The organism is Microbacterium sufflavum (assembly GCF_023101165.1).
GTDB lineage: Bacteria > Actinomycetota > Actinomycetes > Actinomycetales > Microbacteriaceae > Microbacterium > Microbacterium sufflavum.
Window position 1 is genome coordinate 2,912,405 of sequence record NZ_CP078076.1, and the last position, 15,593, is coordinate 2,927,997.

The following is a 15,593-nucleotide window of genomic DNA, read 5'->3' on the forward strand; positions in this document are numbered from 1 at the left end:
TCGGTCAGAGAACAGGGCGAAGCCGTCGGTCGGCTGGGCGTTTTCAGGCACTGATCACTCCATCTGGGTCTGGATCTAGGCTACTCGTATGGCCGGGGGCCGCCGACCGTCAGGCCACCGGCTCGGCCGAGGAGGACGCGGCCGCCGGGGCGAGGATGATGATCGCCGCGCCCACGAGCGCGACCGCCGACCCGACCCAGTCCCAGACCGTGGGACGGAAACCGTCGACGATGATGCCCCAGGCGAGGGATCCGGCGATGAAGATCCCACCGTACGCGGCGAGCACCCTGCCGAAGTTCACGTCGGGCTGGAGCGCCGCGACGAAGCCGTACGCCCCCAGCGCCATGACCCCCAGGACCGCGAAGAGCCAACCGCGGTCCTCCTTGACGGCCTGCCAGATGAGCCAGGCACCGCCGATCTCGGCGACGGCGGCGAGGACGAACAGCACGACGATGCGGAAGACGGTCACCACCTCAGTGTGTCAGGACACGAGGACGGCTTCGCGAACGACGGGGCGCCGCAACCGCCGGACCGGACGGTAGCGTGGCCCCATGACCCGGACGATCGCCCGCTGGATCCTCGCTCTCGCCCTCGGCGCCGTCGGCGTGCTGCACTTCACGCAGACGCGCGGCTTCCGGGTGGTGGTGCCCGACTGGGCGACCGAGGCGACGCGGATGGACAAGGATGCCATCGTGATCGCGTCGGGCGCCGTCGAGGTCGCGCTCGCCGCGGGACTGATCGCGCTGCCGCGGGAGCGCCGCCGGATCGGCTGGGCGACGGCGGGGTTCTTCGCCGCGGTCTTCCCCGGCAACTGGCATCAGTGGCGCACCGGACGCTCCACTCCGGGGCTCGACACGGACGCGCGTCGGTTCGGCCGTCTCTTCCTGCAACCGGCCCTGATCGCCTGGGCTCTGTGGGCGACGCGATGACCTCCCCCTCGATCGTCTGGTTCCGCGACGACCTCCGCCTCGCCGACCATCCGGCGCTGCGTGCCGCGATGGATCGGGACGCGCCCGTGATCGCGATGTTCGTGCTCGACGAGGAGTCGCCGGGGATCCGCCCGCTCGGAGGTGCTGCGAAGTGGTGGCTGCATCACTCGCTGCTCTCCCTCGACGAGCGGCTGCGGGATAAGGGCGCCCGGCTCGTGCTGCGGCGCGGCCCGGCCGAGCGCGTGGTGCACGAGGTCGTCGCGGAGAGCGGGGCGGGCGCCGTCTACTGGAACCGTCGATACGGGCGACCGGAGCGGGAGATCGACGCGGCGCTGAAGAGCTCGCTGCGCGATCAGGGCCTGACGGTGGAGTCATTCGCGGGCTCCCTGCTGCACGAGCCGTGGACCGTCACCACGGGCAGCGGCACGCACTACTCCGTCTTCACCCCGTTCTGGCGCGCCTGCCGCGCACTGCCCGCGCCCCGTGCTCCCCTGCCGGAGCCGCGCGAACTCGACGGGGTGGCGCGACCGCCGCGCTCCGATGCCCCGGGTGATTGGGAGCTGCTGCCCACGACACCGGATTGGGCGGGCGGTCTCCGCGACACCTGGGAGCCGGGCGAGCCGGCAGCACGACGGCGGCTGCGACACTTCCTCGACCACGATCTCCCGGCGTACGACGCGGCCAGGGACGCGCCGGCCGCCGGTGCGACCTCCCTGCTCTCCCCCCGGCTGCGCTGGGGCGAGCTGAGCCCGTTCACCGTGTGGGCCGAGGCGACCCGGGTCGAGGGCTCTGCACGGTTCCTGTCCGAGCTCGGCTGGCGCGAGTTCGCCTGGCACACGCTCTACCACTTCCCCGATCTGGCCACGAAGAACCTCCGGCCCGAGTTCGATGCGTTCCCCTGGCCGGGACTCGACCCGCGGCAGCTGGATGCCTGGCAGCACGGCGAGACCGGGATCCCCCTCGTCGACGCGGGGATGCGCGAGCTGTGGCACACCGGGTACATGCACAACCGGGTGCGGATGGTGACCGCGTCCTTCCTCATCAAGAACCTGCTAATCGACTGGCGGCTCGGCGAGGAGTGGTTCTGGGACACGCTGGTCGATGCAGACGGCGCCAACAACGCGTTCAACTGGCAGTGGGTCGCGGGGTCCGGGGCGGACGCGGCCCCGTACTTCCGTGTGTTCAACCCGGAGCTGCAGGCGAAGAAGTTCGACGGGGACGGAGAGTACGTCGCGCGGTGGGCCCCCGATGCCCCGACCGCGCCGATCGTCGACCTGGCCGAGACCCGCAAGGCCGCACTCGCGGCGTACGACGAGGTCAAGCGCGCGGGGGCGTGAAGCTACTCCTCGCTCGCACGATCGTCAACGGTCTGCGTCGGTGAGAACCGCCGACCTAGCGTCGGCACCTCACCGCAGCTCGGAGGTCCCCATGCTCGTCACTCCGGTGACATCACGGCACGACGCTCGTCCGGCCGCCTGCACCCCACCGATCGTCGAACGAGAGGAACAGTTATGCGCGCCATGACGTACCGCGGACCCTACAAGGTCCAGGTCGCTGAGAAACCGGACCCGCGGATCGAGCACCCGAACGACGCGATCGTGCGTGTCACGCACGCCGCGATCTGCGGGTCGGATCTGCACCTTTACCACGGCATGATGCCGGACACCCGGATCGGCCACACGTTCGGCCACGAGATCGTCGGCATCGTGCACGACGTCGGATCCTCGGTGCAGAGCCTCTCGGTCGGAGACCGGGTGATGGTGCCGTTCAACATCGCGTGCGGGTCCTGCTACTTCTGCACCCGCGGTCTCTTCTCGAACTGCCACAACGTGAACCCGAACGCGACGGCCGTAGGAGGCATCTACGGCTACTCCCACACGACGGGCGGCTACGACGGCGGGCAGGCGGAGTTCGTGCGCGTGCCCTTCGCCGACGTGGGACCCTCCGTCGTGCCGGACTGGCTCTCGTCGGAGGATGCGCTACTGCTCACCGACGCGTTCTCCACCGGGTACTTCGGCGCGCAGCTCGGCGACATCGCGGAGGGCGACACCGTCGCGGTCTTCGGTGCCGGACCCGTGGGTCTGGCCGCCGCCCGCTCGGCCTGGTTCCTCGGCGCAGGCCGGGTGATCGTCCTCGACCACCTGGATTACCGGCTCGACAAGGCCAGGGACTTCGCGTTCGCCGAGACGATGCACATCGGCGAGGTCGGCGACCCCGTGCTCGCCATGAAGAAGGCGACCGGATACCTGGGTGCCGACGTGGCGATCGACGCCGTGGGCGCGGAGGCCGACGGCAACCTCCTCCAGCACGTAACGGCGGCCAAGCTCAAGCTGCAGGGCGGGTCCCCCGTGGCCGTGAACTGGGCGATCGACTCCGTGCGCAAAGGCGGGACCGTATCGATGATCGGCGCGTACGGCCCACTGGTATCCGCCGTGCGCCTCGGCGACGCGATGAACAAGGGCCTCACGATCCGCGGCAACCAGGCACCCGTCCTGCGGCAGTGGCCGCGGTTGCTCGAGCACATCCAGGCTGGTCACGTGCGGCCGAGCGAGCTCCTGACGCACCGCTTCCCGCTCGAGCACATCGCCGAGGCCTACCACGTGTTCTCCAGCAAGCTGGACGACTGCATCAAACCCGTCATCACGATCGGAGAGGACTGAGCCATGCCGTACGAAGCGCACAAGCCGACGCTGGCACCGACAGCGGACGAGCTCCGCGACCGCATCCCGGGCTGGGGCACCGACCTTCCCCCCGAGCACCGCCGCACGTGGCAGCAGCTCGAGGACTACGGCGACACGGGTGCGCACTGGACGCGCCCGGATCCGCAGCCCGGCAGGGAGGGACGGGAACACTCCATCGAGCACGCGATGGTGCCTCCGGTGTTCGGTACGGCGCAACCGCTGCACGGCGTCTCCGGGAGAGTGCGCCGCTTCGCCTATGACCACTTCAGCGAGACGAAGAACACCCGGTGGCTGCTGCTCGTGGCCGGCGACCGCATCGAGGCCGTCGGAGCCCATGTGCGCTCGCTGGCCACTCCGCGCCCCGACAACCCGATCACGCAGACCGGGATCCTCGCAGAGCCGCGACACCGTCCGCTCACCTCGCGGTTCGGGCGGGGACGGGTCGACGTCCGGCACACCTGGCTCGACCCGATCATCGTGGCAGGGCCCTGGGTCGTCGCCGTCGTCATGACGGTGTCCCTCGTACGCACGGTGTTCCGCCGCGGTTGACCAGACGGTCGAGCGCTTCCCTGAAACGCGAAAAACCCCCGGGATCCCGGGGGTTTTTGGTGGTGCGCGATACTGGGATCGAATTTGTCTGGCCGCGAAATCCTCGTAGGCGGTCATGCGCGGGCACGCGCACGCAATATGTCTTGTCCTGCCTGGCAACGACTGTCCGTGCCTTATCGTCATGAGCGCGCAGAAGCGCACATAAGTCGGGATGCTGGAACGCACGTGTAATGCACGCGCACCTCATCTCAACGACGACGCCCCAGGCGGCTAGGCCCAGGGCGTCTCGACTCGCTGAGAAGGAGCGAATCATGGACGACACTACAGCCCGCGCAATGCTGGCCGTCGAGGACGACCGCGCACGGGACGACGAGCGATGAGCGCGCCCAAGCGAAAGCGCCGCGAGACGTTCGGCTCCCTGCGCAAGTTGCCCAGTGGGCGCTACCAGGCCACCTATGTCGGGCCTGACGGGGTACGGCACAACGCGCCCAGCACATTCACGACGATGACTGATGCTCGCGCGTTTCTGCGCTCGGTGCAGGATCGGATCGCGCTGAGCACATGGCAGTCACCCGCCGATGAGACGGCGGCTCGACAGCGCGACGGCCTGACGTTCGCCGCGTATGCGGAGACATGGCTCGGGACGCGCTTCAACAGCAAGGGCGAGCCGCTGAGGGCTACGACCATGCAGGAGTACCGGCGACTGCTCGCCGCTCCGCTCGCGCCGTTCGCACAGCGTCCGCTCTCAGCCGTCACGCGCGCCGAGGTCGAGGCGTGGCGCGCGTCGCTGTTGGCGACGGGACGGCGCACGCAGACGGCCAGCGCCTACGGCCTGCTCAAGTCGATCTACGCGAGCGCGCTGGAGAACGAACTCATCACGGCGACGCCGTGCACGATCAAGGGCGGAGCCACGACGGTCACGGGCCGGAAGGTCGCGCCGCCCACCGACGACGAGCTCGATGTCATCGTCGCGAGCATCACGCCTCGGTTCCGTGCGCTCGTGCTCGTCGCCGCGTGGGGTGGGCTCCGCTATGGCGAGGCAACCGAACTGCGGCGGAAAGACGTGCACGTGAAGCGCCGCGCTGGTGAGGTCGTGTCCATCGCGCTGAGCGTGGAGCGCGCTGTCGTGCACATCACGGGCCAGGGCTTCAAGGTCGGCCCGCCGAAGTCGGACAGCGGCGTGCGCGTGGTGGAACTCCCGTCGTTCGTGTTCGCTGACGTGCTCGCGCACCTTGAGGAGCACACGGGCCGCTTCGGTGAGTCTTTGCTGTTCCCAGGCGCTGACGGTGCGAGCCACCTAATGCAGTCGTCGTTCACGCGCTACTGGTACCCGGCGCGCAAGGCGGCTGGACGCGAGGACATGCCGTTCCACGCGCTCCGTCACTTCGCAGGCACGCGGTACGCGGCGACGGGTGCGACGCTCCGCGACACGATGGCACGACTCGGCCATTCCTCGACTGGCGCGGCGATGCGGTACCAGCACGAGACAGGCCGCTCGTCGGAACTTGTCGCCAAGATGGTTCGCCGCGTGGCTGACTGACTCATTCACAGCGAATACGCAGGTTGGGAGCGAACGCGCTCCTGACCTGCGTTTTCAGTTGCGGCTTGTGTGCGTGACGACAACAGCGACACGCCGTGAGTTGTGTGCGTGAGATGTACAACTAAACCCAGGTCAGACGGTAAATCACGTAACGTCGTTGCACGCACATAGCGCCACACGCAACGACACGAGGAGGCACGCATGCCCAGCACCAAGACCACGCCCGAACCACGAGCACCGCTCCCCCGCTGGGGCACTCAGCAGGAAGCCGCCGATCTCGCTCGCGTCAGCGTCGAGACGATTCGTCGATGGGCTTCCAGCGGCAAGATCACGGCGAGCCGCCTCGGCCCGCGTCGCGTGGTCATTGACCTCGACAGCGTGGCCGCGCTCGCCCAGCCGCTCCGCCCTGACCTCGGCGGCAAGCGATGAACGGCGACAGTCCGATGGCCGAGAGCGGCCTGACGCCCCTACAGGCCGAATGGTTCGAGCTGTGCGCGCGCTACGCCGGAGAGGTGCACGGGCGGAATGATCAGCCCGCCGCTCTGTATGACGCCTGGGAGGCGGGTGAGTTCGACGGACGCTCCGATCTGCTCGGCGTCGCCGCCGCGTCGGCCTATAGCGCTGCCGAGTTCCCCGCCAGGCTGTTGGACTCGACAACCTGGGAGTTCTTCCTCCGCGAAGTGGGCTTCACAGTGAACGGCGAGCCTGCCCCGCTCCCCGAGCGCGTGCCGACGCTGTGGCGTGCGACAGTGCCGCCGCTCGACGGTTGGCACGACGACAGCACTCCGCCCGGCCTGTCGTGGACGGACAACCGCAAGCGCGCCGAGTGGTTCCATCGTCGGAATCGCGACCGTTTCGGATGGCCGTCTGCTCTGCTCGAAGCCCGCAACGTGCCCGCCTCTGACGTGCTCGCACGCATCCACGGTGAGGGCACACGCGGCGAGGATGAATGGCTCATCGCGCCGTATGCGGACGCAGATGTCCGCATCGTGGATGAGGTCGGCGGACGACACCCCGAAATTCCCGATGCTGAGCGCTTGGCACAAGCCGCCGCGCTCCATCACCTCATCGCGGACGCGAGAGCCGCCGCGCTGCTCCCGCCCATCGAATCCGACCCGAACTGTAGGGAAAGCCAAGCATGACCACCGCGCTCGTGGGGCACAGCGGCCTCACGCCGCCCACTCGCCGCAGATCGTCACCAGCTCCGTGTCAGCGTGCAGATCCTGATGCTCATCGCCGCACAGGCGCGGCTACGGCGGGCACGTCGTGAGGCGGTACAACTTGTCCAGGTGCAGGCCGGTCGGCGGGATCGCGCGGCAACACGCAGGAGTCGTGCTGTCCACGCCCGTGCCGTGCCTCATGCGTGCGACATCAGGAGCAACGGCCTCCGAGGGGACATCTGGGGGCCGTTCGCTCAACACGGACTTGGACGTCCACGTCCGCATGCTCCCGGAAGTGGAGCGGGCGTGATGGACGGCGTCATCGTGACGCCGGGCCGTCGCCGCTTCGCGACCGACGATGCGACCACCTACGGTGCGGGGCTCATCGGCGCGGCCTACGCCGCGGCCATGCGCGCAGGTCTTGGTGACGTGCCGATGCGGCTCCTCGGATACATGGCTCTCCATGCGATCGATGCCGACGCTCAGCCGTGGTCGCGGCTGAGCATGGACGAGCGGTGCGCGGCGCTCGGTCGGGACAACGATCAGGCGGGACGCTGGGCAGTCGAACGCGCGACGAAGGCACTCGTGAAGGCGGGCCTCATCACGCTCCTGGAAGGTGGCAACCGCTCGGGTGCGGCCAGGTACGCGCTCCACGTGCGGCCTGCGGATAACTCCGAGAAAGATCAGCGCTCAGCGCCCACCTTTGAACCGCGAAAGCCCGGCGCTCAGCGCTCGAAAGGTCAGCGCTCAGCGCTTGGAAAGGTCAGCGCTCAGCGCCGGGCCAATGAGGACAGAGGAGAACATGAGGAGGAGCGCGCGAGCGCGCGCCCCGCCGCCCAATGCTCTCGACATGCTGGGCGGGCTGACGCGCCGCCGTGCGGAGCATGCCGCGATGCTCGCCTGGCCGCTGAGGCGTACGACGCCTCTGAGGCTGAGCGTGCCGCCGACGCGCGACGAGCACGAGCCGCCGCGCTGACCGACCCCAGTGCGCACGCCGAGGCAATCGAGGCCACCCGTCGGCGCCTCGGCGGCTCGACAGCCGCCGTCGTCGCCGCTGCGCTCCGGGCATCGCCCGACAGCCTCCCGGTCGGCCTGCGCCTCATCACAGCAGACGACGTGGAGAGGTGGGGCTGATGACGCACGCGAGCGACTGGGCAGAGATGGCCACCGCCGTCTGGGCCTACGTGGAGCGCTGGGGCGACCACGCGGTGCCGAACGTGCTGAGCGCGCTAGAGGGCTACGTGAAGACCAAGACGTCGTCCTCGTGCGACGACTCCCCGGAGCCCCTGTCCGAGCCGTGGCCGAGCCTCAGCGGCCCACAGCGCGCCGCGATGGTCGTGCTGACCGCTGGGCCTCGTCTGACGCCCGAGGTGGCGGACACCTGCGGCTGGTCGCGAGCAACGGCGGGCTCCGTGCTCAGCGCGCTTCGTCGTCGCGGTCTGGCTGTCGAGGTTGGCGGGCTGTGGTCGAGAGCGTGAGCTGGTGCGGCTTCATGATCCCGAGCGGCCTCCACATCGCGCCCATCAGGTTTTCGAGCGCGGCGTGGTAGCGGTCGTCGTCCTCGCTCGTGTTCGCCGCAATCGTCTCTGACAGGTGCACGGCGACCTCACTGGGCCCGACAAGCGCAAGGAGCGACATCACATCCGCGCGCTCTTCGTCCATCGCTCGCATCGCGCGGAACTTCTCAGCGCGACGGTCATCCTCGCCGAGCCTGCGACGCATGCGCTCCCGCATCTCGTCCTTCTCAGCCTCGGGGGCATCCGACATGTCTTCAGCGATCAACTCCTCGATCACGTTGTCCACCGGATCGTAGCCGAGCGCCCGAATGCGCTCGATGAACCGGAGCGCGCGTTGGTACGCCTCGAAGCGCTGTTCGCGCACCCATCTGCGGTGCTCGCGCCGACCCTGAATCCAGGCTCCGAAGAGTCCGCCGACGAGCGCCAGCAGACCACCGACGACGACAGGTACGAGCGCATCCATCACGCCAGTCCCTACCGACGCACCTTCAGTGACCGTCGCGCGGCCACGATCAAGCGCTCCTGCGCGGCTTCGGCCTTGCTCCTGTCACGCGCCTCCAACGCCACCTGCATCTCTGCCGCCGCGATGCCGACCGGCGTTGGGCCGAGGATGGCGAGCGGAGCCATCGCCTCTGCCACGCTGTCGTACAGCGCATCGTCGCGCGCTACCAAGGCGACCACCTCAGGGCTCTCGGGCGTCATACCTTCGTCCCGCGCAACCCTGTCCATCTTCGTGCGGTTGAACTGGAACGCCTTGATGAGCGCGTACATGCTCACCGTCGCCTCGTACTGCTTCTCGCGAACCCACTTCTTATGCTCGCGCCGCGACTGGATGCCCGCGCCGATGAACCCGGCGAGGACCGTCACGGCGACGCCCACGAGACCACCCGCGAGGGCGATCCATGCGGCGTTAACGGTTGCCGTGGCGGCGATTTCCTCTGGAGACACGTCGTGAGCCTAGAGCCGGGACGCGCGTGAACTGTTGAGCGACTCCGGCGAGGCGTACCCTCGACAGCCCGAGCGGGGAGGAGCGATGCCGCGACGACGCATGCAACCGGCCTCGACGCGCAAACCTGGGCCCACCTCGACCTCAACGTGAACGAGGGTGCGGAACTCGCTCTCCTGCGGGCATGGCGGGTCGACCAGCGGCCAGCCCCATCAGTAGTCTGGTCGCGTGACGCCGCCGCCAGAGTCAAACTCCCCTGCCACCATCACCTTCTCCGCCAAACTTCCCGACGACCTCGGGGCCGACGAGTTCGCCGCACTCGTGGACGCTGTCAGCGCGCTGGACGATGCGGTCGTGACGAGCGTGCGCAACTCGCCCGAGGCCGAGTTCTTCAACGCCGACCTGCGCACCGTCGCGCCATCCGTCGTGCAGAAGGTGCAGTACGGCAGCGACTTCATGGTCGTGCTCGGCGTCGTCGCGCAGGGTGCGGTGCCAGTCGGCGTCGTCGCAGGCGTGTGGCTGACCATCGCCAAGAGCATCGACATCATCGCCGCGGCGCGCCTCAAGAACGAAGAGCGCAAAGGCAAACGGGATGAGCGGCTAGCACGTCGTCGCGAGCGCGCAGCTGCCGAGCAGGTCGTGAAGGCGCGGTACGTGTGGCGGCTCGGATCGCTGGAGTTCCTGTCGGCGTTCGAAGAGTTGCCCGATGGCTCGGACGACGACGCCGAACTCCCGGCCAAGCGGGTTCAGGAAGCGCTCGACACGCTTATCCCGCCCGAGACACGAGCCGAAGCCGAAGCGGGTCTGCCCGCTGACCTGCGCACACAGTCCGTTGTCGTTGCCGTGTCACAACTGGCAGAGTACGTCGTCACGGTCGAGGTGGTGCCGCAGACGGGCGGCCCGCGGCGTGCCAGGCGAGCCTGAGCTCATCCTTCTGACCGACCACGCTTGCGGCGGATACAACTACCCGAGCAGCACTCGCCCCCGGCTCCGTTCCGCGAAACGACGCCCGAGCCGGCGCTCTGTCGGGCGGCGCGTGCCTCACACGTGCGTCAGGTACGGCTGAGCCCTGCATCCGTCGAAGATGGAGACGAGGCACTGTGCGCCGATCTGAGGCGATAGAGCACCGTACCAGTCCATAAACAGCCGAGCCGCCTCATTCGCGCCACAGTCGGGCGCACGCCGCCGCTCACCTGACGTCTGAGTGTCGGTCGCTGGCTCAGCCTGCCGCTCGACATAGACTTCGCGGCATGGTGCCTCTCGCGTTCGACCCCATGCAGGACACGCTCGCAGCATGGCTTGGCGCTGTCGGAGGCATCCTTTCGGTCCTGATCGCGGCCTACGCCCTGTGGCTGGCGATCCGCGCAGATCGGCGTCACGTGGAGTGGCAACTCACCAACGAGCGCAAGCCTGATGGGCGGCGATCCGACGTGTGGCGGCTCGTAAACACCTCGTCGGGCGTGAAAGCCAAGGTCACGTCGTTCGAGAGCGTCGGCGAGGATAGCGCCGCCCTCCGAGGCGAACTCGACCTGCCCGCCGTCGTGGAGCCTGGAGCATTCATGCCGTTCACCCACTCGCGCTCGCTTGCCGACCCCTGGCCGACCGTTGTCCGCGTCACATGGCGAGAGGGTCGTCCACAGGGGCGCTTCCGCCGCAAGGAGTACGCGAGCACGCTCTACATCGACTGATTCGCGGTACCGCACGGCACCGATTGGCACTAGCCTGGTCGTGTTGAAGGTGCTCGCCTCCCGCGGCGGGTCAGATCGCATGAGGCGGTCGGGCTGAGGAACCCAGGAGGTTCCCGTGCCCGCCATTCGCGCCACTCCCGAGTCTGTCGAGGCTCGCGCTATCGCTGTGCTCGCCTCGGGCGGCACGATGCGGTACACCGACCTGTCCACCGCGCTCAGCGCGCCACAGCGTCGCCACCTGTGGGATGTCGTGACGACTTCGCCGCGCATCATCGTGGAGCCTTCACCCAACGGCGGGCACCGTGTGCGCCTCAGCGAGTCAGCATGAGTGCGTCCTACGCCGCCACGCACGCCGCGCTCCGTCGCTCTCGCGGCTCAGCGGTCGGCCTGCCGTGCTTCCGATGCGGCAAGCGTGCGAGCGGCTGGGCGTGCACAGCATCCGCCGCCGACCGTGTGCCAGGCCGCAACGCCGAGGGCCGCACTGTGACGTTCAGCCGCGACCTCAGCGACTACGCCGCCGCGTGTGACTCGTGCCGTGCCGCGACCGACCGCGAGCACACCGCCGTGCGTCGCGCCGCTGCACACCTGGCGCTGTCGCCGCTCCCGAAGCGCTCCGAGCCCCGCCGCGTGACGTTGGCGGCACCAACCTCACAGCCGCCCGCGCTGTTCGACATGCCCGAGGAGAACCATGCCCCGACGTACACCCGCTGACCGAGCACGCGAGCAGGCCGACCGCGAGAACCTGACCGCCGTCCTGCTCACCCTCCAGCGCACCGCATGCGCCCGCGCCGGAGTCCCCGTGCCAACCAAGCCCAACCCCGACCCCGAGGCTGTGCCACGCCTCCAGGCCGCACTCGCCGCCTATGCCAAGAAGCCGCGCGGGGCGTTCATGCGCGACGTGCAGGCCTACCTCCGTTCGCCTGGAATGACGGAACCAGGGAGCGGAACGTGAGCGACAACCTGAGCCTCCAGGAGCGCCGCATCCGCGCCGTCAACCTGCGCCGCGCGGGCGCTGACTACCGGAGCATCGCGCGGTCGCTCGGCGTCAGTCCCAGCACCGCGTGGCGGCTCGTGGACGACGCTCTGCGGCTCGTGCTCGTGGACGGCACCGAGCGCCTGCGCCAGATCGAAGGCGAGCGGCTGGACGACGCTCAGCGCGCGCTGTGGCCCGCTGTCGTCAGCGGCGACGTGCGGGCCGTGGACGTGTACATCAGGCTCTCGGCGCGCCGTGCTCGCATGTTCGGGCTCGACATCGAAGCGGAAACCGAGGTGGAGCGCGAGATGCGCGAGGCGTACCGCGAGCAGGTCGAGACGTTCCTAGCTGGCCTCGCTGTCCCAGCACCGAAGCCTCGCAGACCTCAGCCACCAGAGCCGACCGGCCTTCGAGCACTGGAGCCCCGACATGATCGCCATGAGTAAGGCCGCGATCCTGCGCGGCATGCGCCAGGCCACCGAGCGCCGCAAGCGTCACGAGACAGCCGCACACGCCCGCGCGGTGGCTGACAGCGCGCGGGCTCGCCTCGACGCCTTCGCGGCACGCCTCGACGCCCTCGACACGCGCGTCGAAGCCGTCCGCATCGACCCGCTCGCCGCCGCCGCTGAACGCGAGCGCCGCCGCGCGCCGTACCGCGCCGACGTGGAGCGCTTCGAGGCGACGCGACGCGCCGACCTCCTCGCCGCGACCCCCGACAGCCACGACGCCTACGACTGGAGCACGACATGACCCACCGCACCGACACCATCCCTGAGCGCGTCCGACGCGCACACGCTCCCAGGCTCGACGGCGAGACGGCTGACCGCGTGATGAACCGCGAGTACCGCACGGTCGAACCGCGCGAGCGTGACGCCGAGGCCTGGAACCGGCATCCCGAGGCCGACCCTGCCGCCGTCGCCCGCGTCGCTGTCGAACTCGCCCGCGATGCCCTCGTGCCGCTCGCGCTCACGAGGCGGTGTCCCGACTGCGGCGCTGAGCCTGGCGCGTCGTGCGCTCGTGCCATGGTCGCCGCGTGCGGTTCGCGTGTGCACATCGCGGTGCGGCTCCGAGCGGAGGCGACGCCATGACGTACCCGGGCGAGTCCTGGCAGAGCGAGAACACACGCCGCGACCTCGCCGCCGCACACGCGCGCCGCGACGCCGAACAGGCCGACGCTGAGCGGAAGCGCGCCGCCCGCGTTCGCGCTGCTGAACGCCGCCCAGCCGCGCCCGTGCTCGTCGCCGCCGAGCACGTCATCCGTCCCGAGCCACCCGCACAATCCGCACCACCCGAGCCACCACGACAGCGCCGCCTGCGCTACGTCGATCCGGCCTCGTTCTACTCAGTCCTGGAGGAAGACACGCATGACCACGACAACTGACCTCAGCCCGTTCGGGCTCCGCGAGACGCCCGAAGGGCTCCTGCCGTGCGGTGCATGCGGCATCGCGACGACGCCGGACCGTCTCACGCCGCACTCTGTCCTCAGCCGCATCGTCGCGATGCCGCACGGCGAGCGCGCCGAAGACGTGAAGGACGGTGCAACCGTAGACCTCCCGACGTGCGATGACTGCCGCGCGCTCGCCAGCACCGCCGAGGCCATCGTCACGGCGCATCCGCACCTGCGGCACTCGCTCGGCTCCGTCGCGACGTGGCGCGTGCAGTCCGCGCTCTACGCGCTGTCGGTGCTCGGTCACCCGATCTCAGGCCCGGACATCAAGCCGGAGCGGCTCTGGGCGCTCGTGAACCGCCTCGGCATGCCCGGAGCGCTCGCGCCGTACTCGCGCCGCTTCTCGCCCACATGGCTCCCTGGCGCGACGACCAAGCGGTCAGCACGCGAACGCTGGTCAGCGGTCGATCCGTTCGTGCTCAGCGACTGCCAGCGCGGCATCGCGGACGTGACGGTGGACATGCGGCCCGCTCGCGCGCTCGACGGCGGGCCGTGCTCCTGGTGCGGTGCGAGGAGCGCCTACGGACGCCGCACGTCGGAGGCGTGGCCCGGTGACGGGCTCTGCGTGACGTGCTGGCTCACCAAGCGCGACGGCGGCGGCTGGTACGACGCCTTCGTGGCCTACATCGACCCCGACCGCGCGATCCGCCGCCACATCCCCGGCACGCTCGACCTCGACGGCATCCGCCCCTGGTCGCAGTCTCACGGCGGCACCGGCACCGCATGGAGCCACAGCGGCGACCGCAACGCGCTCCGTCAGCACGTCGCCCACCTCGTCGGCATCACAGTTCCGTGATCGCCAGCACCCCAGACCCCGCTCACCACCCACGGAAGGACACACCATGAGCACTCCCACCAACGACCCCCAGGCCGTCGCGCCGAACGGCGGCGCGACGACCGTCGTGGCTGAGTGCGGCGACCTTGGGCGCGCTGTGCGCGGCACCGGCACGTTCGGCGGCGAACGGCTCGCCCGCGGCACGGTGCGTCGGCCCCGCTGAGCGTGTCGCGCTCGTCAGCACGCCGCGGAGCGCGAGACTGTGGCTCGTGCCGCCTCTCGATCCCACCGTCCTCGCCTTGCTGTCGATCTTCGGCGGCGTGCTCCTGACGATCATCGCTGGTGGCATCGGCGCGCTCATCCAGCACCGCCGCGAGCATTCCAAGTGGCTCCGCGATCAGCGGCTCCGCGTGTATGCGGAGTACATTGCGGCGACAGACGAGTACTGGCGCGCGACAGACGAGAACGATTCGAAGGTATCCCAGGCCGCGGTGGCAGAAGCGAACCGCGGGTTCGGGGCGATTGAACTGGTTGGTTCGCCCGACGTGCAGGCGACGGCCGAGAAGATTGCCTCGGGCATGCGTATGGCCCAAAGTGTCTTCGAGGTGTGGCGCGGTGGCGCCGACCCGGAGAATCAAGCCGTGGTTACCGCCGCACGCGACGCCTACGCGGACGCTCGCGCAAGCTTCATCGAACGCGCGAAAGATCGAGTCGGCACCCGCTGAGCCCCCGTGAACGACACGCCGTGAGTCACAGAAAGGCAGGCACTCACAGAAAACGATGAGGCACGCATAACGCACGCGTCGTGCTCCGCCAAAGCAAAAACCCCGGCAGACCGGGGTTTTTATCTGTGCGCGATACTGGGATCGAACCAGTGACCTCTTCCGTGTCAGGGAAGCGCGCTACCGCTGCGCCAATCGCGCCCGTTGGGGCTATTCAGTTTCAGGTGAGGTGGCGACGGGATTCGAACCCGTGTAAACGGCTTTGCAGGCCGGTGCCTAGCCGCTCGGCCACGCCACCGTGTGGATTGACCCCACGTGCTGCCGATCTTCGAGAAGACCTACTGCACTCGAGCGGATGACGAGACTCGAACTCGCGACCCCAACCTTGGCAAGGTTGTGCGCTACCAACTGCGCTACATCCGCATTTCGTTCCCGGTTGTCCCGGGCACTCATGAAACATTAGCCGATGAATCCCCGCCTGCCAAACCCGGACCGAATCTCGCGCGTGTCTCGCGGAGTGGTCATCGGAGGCTCCGAGCGTCCGGTAGTATCGGTTGACGTACCCCGCGGGTATGGGCGATTGGCGCAGTTGGTAGCGCGCTTCCTTCACACGGAAGAGGTCATCGGTTCGAGTCCGGTATCGCCCACCACATTCTCCTTCGCAGG

At 69.0% G+C, this 15,593-nt stretch carries 22 protein-coding genes and 4 tRNA genes; 20 read left to right on the forward strand and 6 right to left on the reverse strand.

Features of this window, described 5'->3' with window-relative positions; translation table 11 throughout:
* Nucleotides 1-109: 109 nt before the first annotated feature.
* Entirely contained in the window at nt 110-469 is a 360-nt protein-coding gene (locus tag KV394_RS14115; RefSeq protein WP_247981706.1) for a YnfA family protein, read from the reverse strand.
* Nucleotides 470-551: 82 nt separating this feature from the next.
* On the opposite strand from KV394_RS14115, the gene KV394_RS14120 reads away from it, so the two are divergent.
* The 8 genes from KV394_RS14120 (at nt 552) to KV394_RS14155 (ending at nt 7,993) form a co-directional block, all read left to right on the forward strand.
* The gene (locus KV394_RS14120) at nt 552-929 is read left to right on the forward strand and encodes a DoxX family protein (protein ID WP_136033611.1); all 378 of its coding nucleotides are present in this window, start codon (nt 552-554) and stop codon (nt 927-929) included.
* Nucleotides 926-2,266 carry a cryptochrome/photolyase family protein gene (locus KV394_RS14125; RefSeq protein ID WP_247981707.1) on the forward strand — a complete coding sequence of 447 codons (1,341 nt, stop codon included), beginning with the start codon at nt 926-928 and terminating at the stop codon, nt 2,264-2,266. The genes KV394_RS14120 and KV394_RS14125 overlap by 4 nt, the downstream gene beginning before the upstream one ends.
* A gap of 174 nt (nt 2,267-2,440) precedes the next feature.
* Nucleotides 2,441-3,589, forward strand: coding sequence for a zinc-dependent alcohol dehydrogenase (locus KV394_RS14130; protein WP_247981708.1), 1,149 nt, complete (start codon nt 2,441-2,443; stop codon nt 3,587-3,589).
* Nucleotides 3,590-3,592: 3 nt separating this feature from the next.
* Nucleotides 3,593-4,159 carry a hypothetical protein gene (locus KV394_RS14135; protein ID WP_247981709.1) on the forward strand — a complete coding sequence of 189 codons (567 nt, stop codon included), beginning with the start codon at nt 3,593-3,595 and terminating at the stop codon, nt 4,157-4,159.
* Between the two features lie 376 nt (nt 4,160-4,535).
* The gene (locus tag KV394_RS14140) at nt 4,536-5,699 is read left to right on the forward strand and encodes a tyrosine-type recombinase/integrase (RefSeq protein WP_247981710.1); all 1,164 of its coding nucleotides are present in this window, start codon (nt 4,536-4,538) and stop codon (nt 5,697-5,699) included.
* A gap of 201 nt (nt 5,700-5,900) precedes the next feature.
* Nucleotides 5,901-6,128, forward strand: coding sequence for a helix-turn-helix domain-containing protein (locus KV394_RS14145; protein WP_247981711.1), 228 nt, complete (start codon nt 5,901-5,903; stop codon nt 6,126-6,128).
* Entirely contained in the window at nt 6,125-6,841 is a 717-nt protein-coding gene (locus tag KV394_RS14150; RefSeq protein ID WP_247981712.1) for a hypothetical protein, read from the forward strand. The genes KV394_RS14145 and KV394_RS14150 overlap by 4 nt, the downstream gene beginning before the upstream one ends.
* 327 nt (nt 6,842-7,168) lie before the next feature.
* Entirely contained in the window at nt 7,169-7,993 is an 825-nt protein-coding gene (locus tag KV394_RS14155) for a hypothetical protein (RefSeq protein ID WP_247981713.1), read from the forward strand.
* Between the two features lie 282 nt (nt 7,994-8,275).
* On the opposite strand, the gene KV394_RS14160 is transcribed toward KV394_RS14155, so the two are convergent.
* Both KV394_RS14160 and KV394_RS14165 read right to left on the reverse strand, forming a co-directional pair.
* Complete coding sequence (locus KV394_RS14160) at nt 8,276-8,842, reverse strand: hypothetical protein (RefSeq protein WP_247981714.1); 567 nt, start codon at nt 8,840-8,842, stop codon at nt 8,276-8,278.
* An 8-nt stretch (nt 8,843-8,850) separates the two neighbouring features.
* The gene (locus tag KV394_RS14165; RefSeq protein ID WP_247981715.1) at nt 8,851-9,324 is read right to left on the reverse strand and encodes a hypothetical protein; all 474 of its coding nucleotides are present in this window, start codon (nt 9,322-9,324) and stop codon (nt 8,851-8,853) included.
* 226 nt (nt 9,325-9,550) lie between these two features.
* On the opposite strand from KV394_RS14165, the gene KV394_RS14170 reads away from it, so the two are divergent.
* From KV394_RS14170 to KV394_RS14220, 11 genes are all read left to right on the forward strand, one after another.
* Nucleotides 9,551-10,246 carry a hypothetical protein gene (locus KV394_RS14170; protein ID WP_247981716.1) on the forward strand — a complete coding sequence of 232 codons (696 nt, stop codon included), beginning with the start codon at nt 9,551-9,553 and terminating at the stop codon, nt 10,244-10,246.
* Nucleotides 10,247-10,572: 326 nt separating this feature from the next.
* On the forward strand, nt 10,573-11,010 hold the full coding sequence (locus KV394_RS14175; RefSeq protein WP_247981717.1) for a hypothetical protein: 438 nt from the start codon (nt 10,573-10,575) through the stop codon (nt 11,008-11,010).
* Nucleotides 11,011-11,334: 324 nt separating this feature from the next.
* Nucleotides 11,335-11,721 (forward strand): hypothetical protein, encoded by a 387-nt coding sequence (locus KV394_RS14180; RefSeq protein WP_247981718.1) that lies wholly within the window; start codon nt 11,335-11,337, stop codon nt 11,719-11,721.
* Entirely contained in the window at nt 11,699-11,962 is a 264-nt protein-coding gene (locus KV394_RS14185) for a hypothetical protein (RefSeq protein ID WP_247981719.1), read from the forward strand. Before KV394_RS14180 ends, KV394_RS14185 begins: the two co-directional genes overlap by 23 nt.
* Nucleotides 11,959-12,429, forward strand: a complete 471-nt coding sequence (locus KV394_RS14190; RefSeq protein WP_247981720.1) for a helix-turn-helix domain-containing protein — start codon at nt 11,959-11,961, stop codon at nt 12,427-12,429. The genes KV394_RS14185 and KV394_RS14190 overlap by 4 nt, the downstream gene beginning before the upstream one ends.
* On the forward strand, nt 12,422-12,733 hold the full coding sequence (locus KV394_RS14195; RefSeq protein WP_247981721.1) for a hypothetical protein: 312 nt from the start codon (nt 12,422-12,424) through the stop codon (nt 12,731-12,733). Before KV394_RS14190 ends, KV394_RS14195 begins: the two co-directional genes overlap by 8 nt.
* A complete protein-coding gene (locus KV394_RS14200) occupies nt 12,730-13,071 on the forward strand; it encodes a hypothetical protein (protein ID WP_247981722.1) in 342 nt (113 codons plus the stop codon). Before KV394_RS14195 ends, KV394_RS14200 begins: the two co-directional genes overlap by 4 nt.
* The gene (locus KV394_RS14205; RefSeq protein ID WP_247981723.1) at nt 13,068-13,364 is read left to right on the forward strand and encodes a hypothetical protein; all 297 of its coding nucleotides are present in this window, start codon (nt 13,068-13,070) and stop codon (nt 13,362-13,364) included. The genes KV394_RS14200 and KV394_RS14205 overlap by 4 nt, the downstream gene beginning before the upstream one ends.
* Entirely contained in the window at nt 13,348-14,226 is an 879-nt protein-coding gene (locus KV394_RS14210) for a hypothetical protein (protein ID WP_247981724.1), read from the forward strand. The genes KV394_RS14205 and KV394_RS14210 overlap by 17 nt, the downstream gene beginning before the upstream one ends.
* Nucleotides 14,227-14,272: 46 nt before the next feature.
* Entirely contained in the window at nt 14,273-14,428 is a 156-nt protein-coding gene (locus KV394_RS14215; RefSeq protein ID WP_247981725.1) for a hypothetical protein, read from the forward strand.
* A gap of 46 nt (nt 14,429-14,474) precedes the next feature.
* Nucleotides 14,475-14,930 (forward strand): hypothetical protein, encoded by a 456-nt coding sequence (locus KV394_RS14220; RefSeq protein ID WP_247981726.1) that lies wholly within the window; start codon nt 14,475-14,477, stop codon nt 14,928-14,930.
* Nucleotides 14,931-15,056: 126 nt separating this feature from the next.
* Here the strand turns inward: KV394_RS14220 and KV394_RS14225 are convergent.
* From KV394_RS14225 to KV394_RS14235, 3 genes are all read right to left on the reverse strand, one after another.
* Nucleotides 15,057-15,128 (reverse strand) — tRNA-Val (locus KV394_RS14225).
* A 26-nt stretch (nt 15,129-15,154) separates the two neighbouring features.
* Nucleotides 15,155-15,225: transfer RNA gene (locus KV394_RS14230), tRNA-Cys, on the reverse strand.
* Nucleotides 15,226-15,277: 52 nt separating this feature from the next.
* Nucleotides 15,278-15,350 (reverse strand) — tRNA-Gly (locus tag KV394_RS14235).
* A 151-nt stretch (nt 15,351-15,501) separates the two neighbouring features.
* Here KV394_RS14235 and KV394_RS14240 point away from each other — a divergent pair.
* Nucleotides 15,502-15,577, forward strand: a tRNA-Val gene (locus KV394_RS14240).
* The last annotated feature ends 16 nt before the right edge of the window (nt 15,578-15,593 follow it).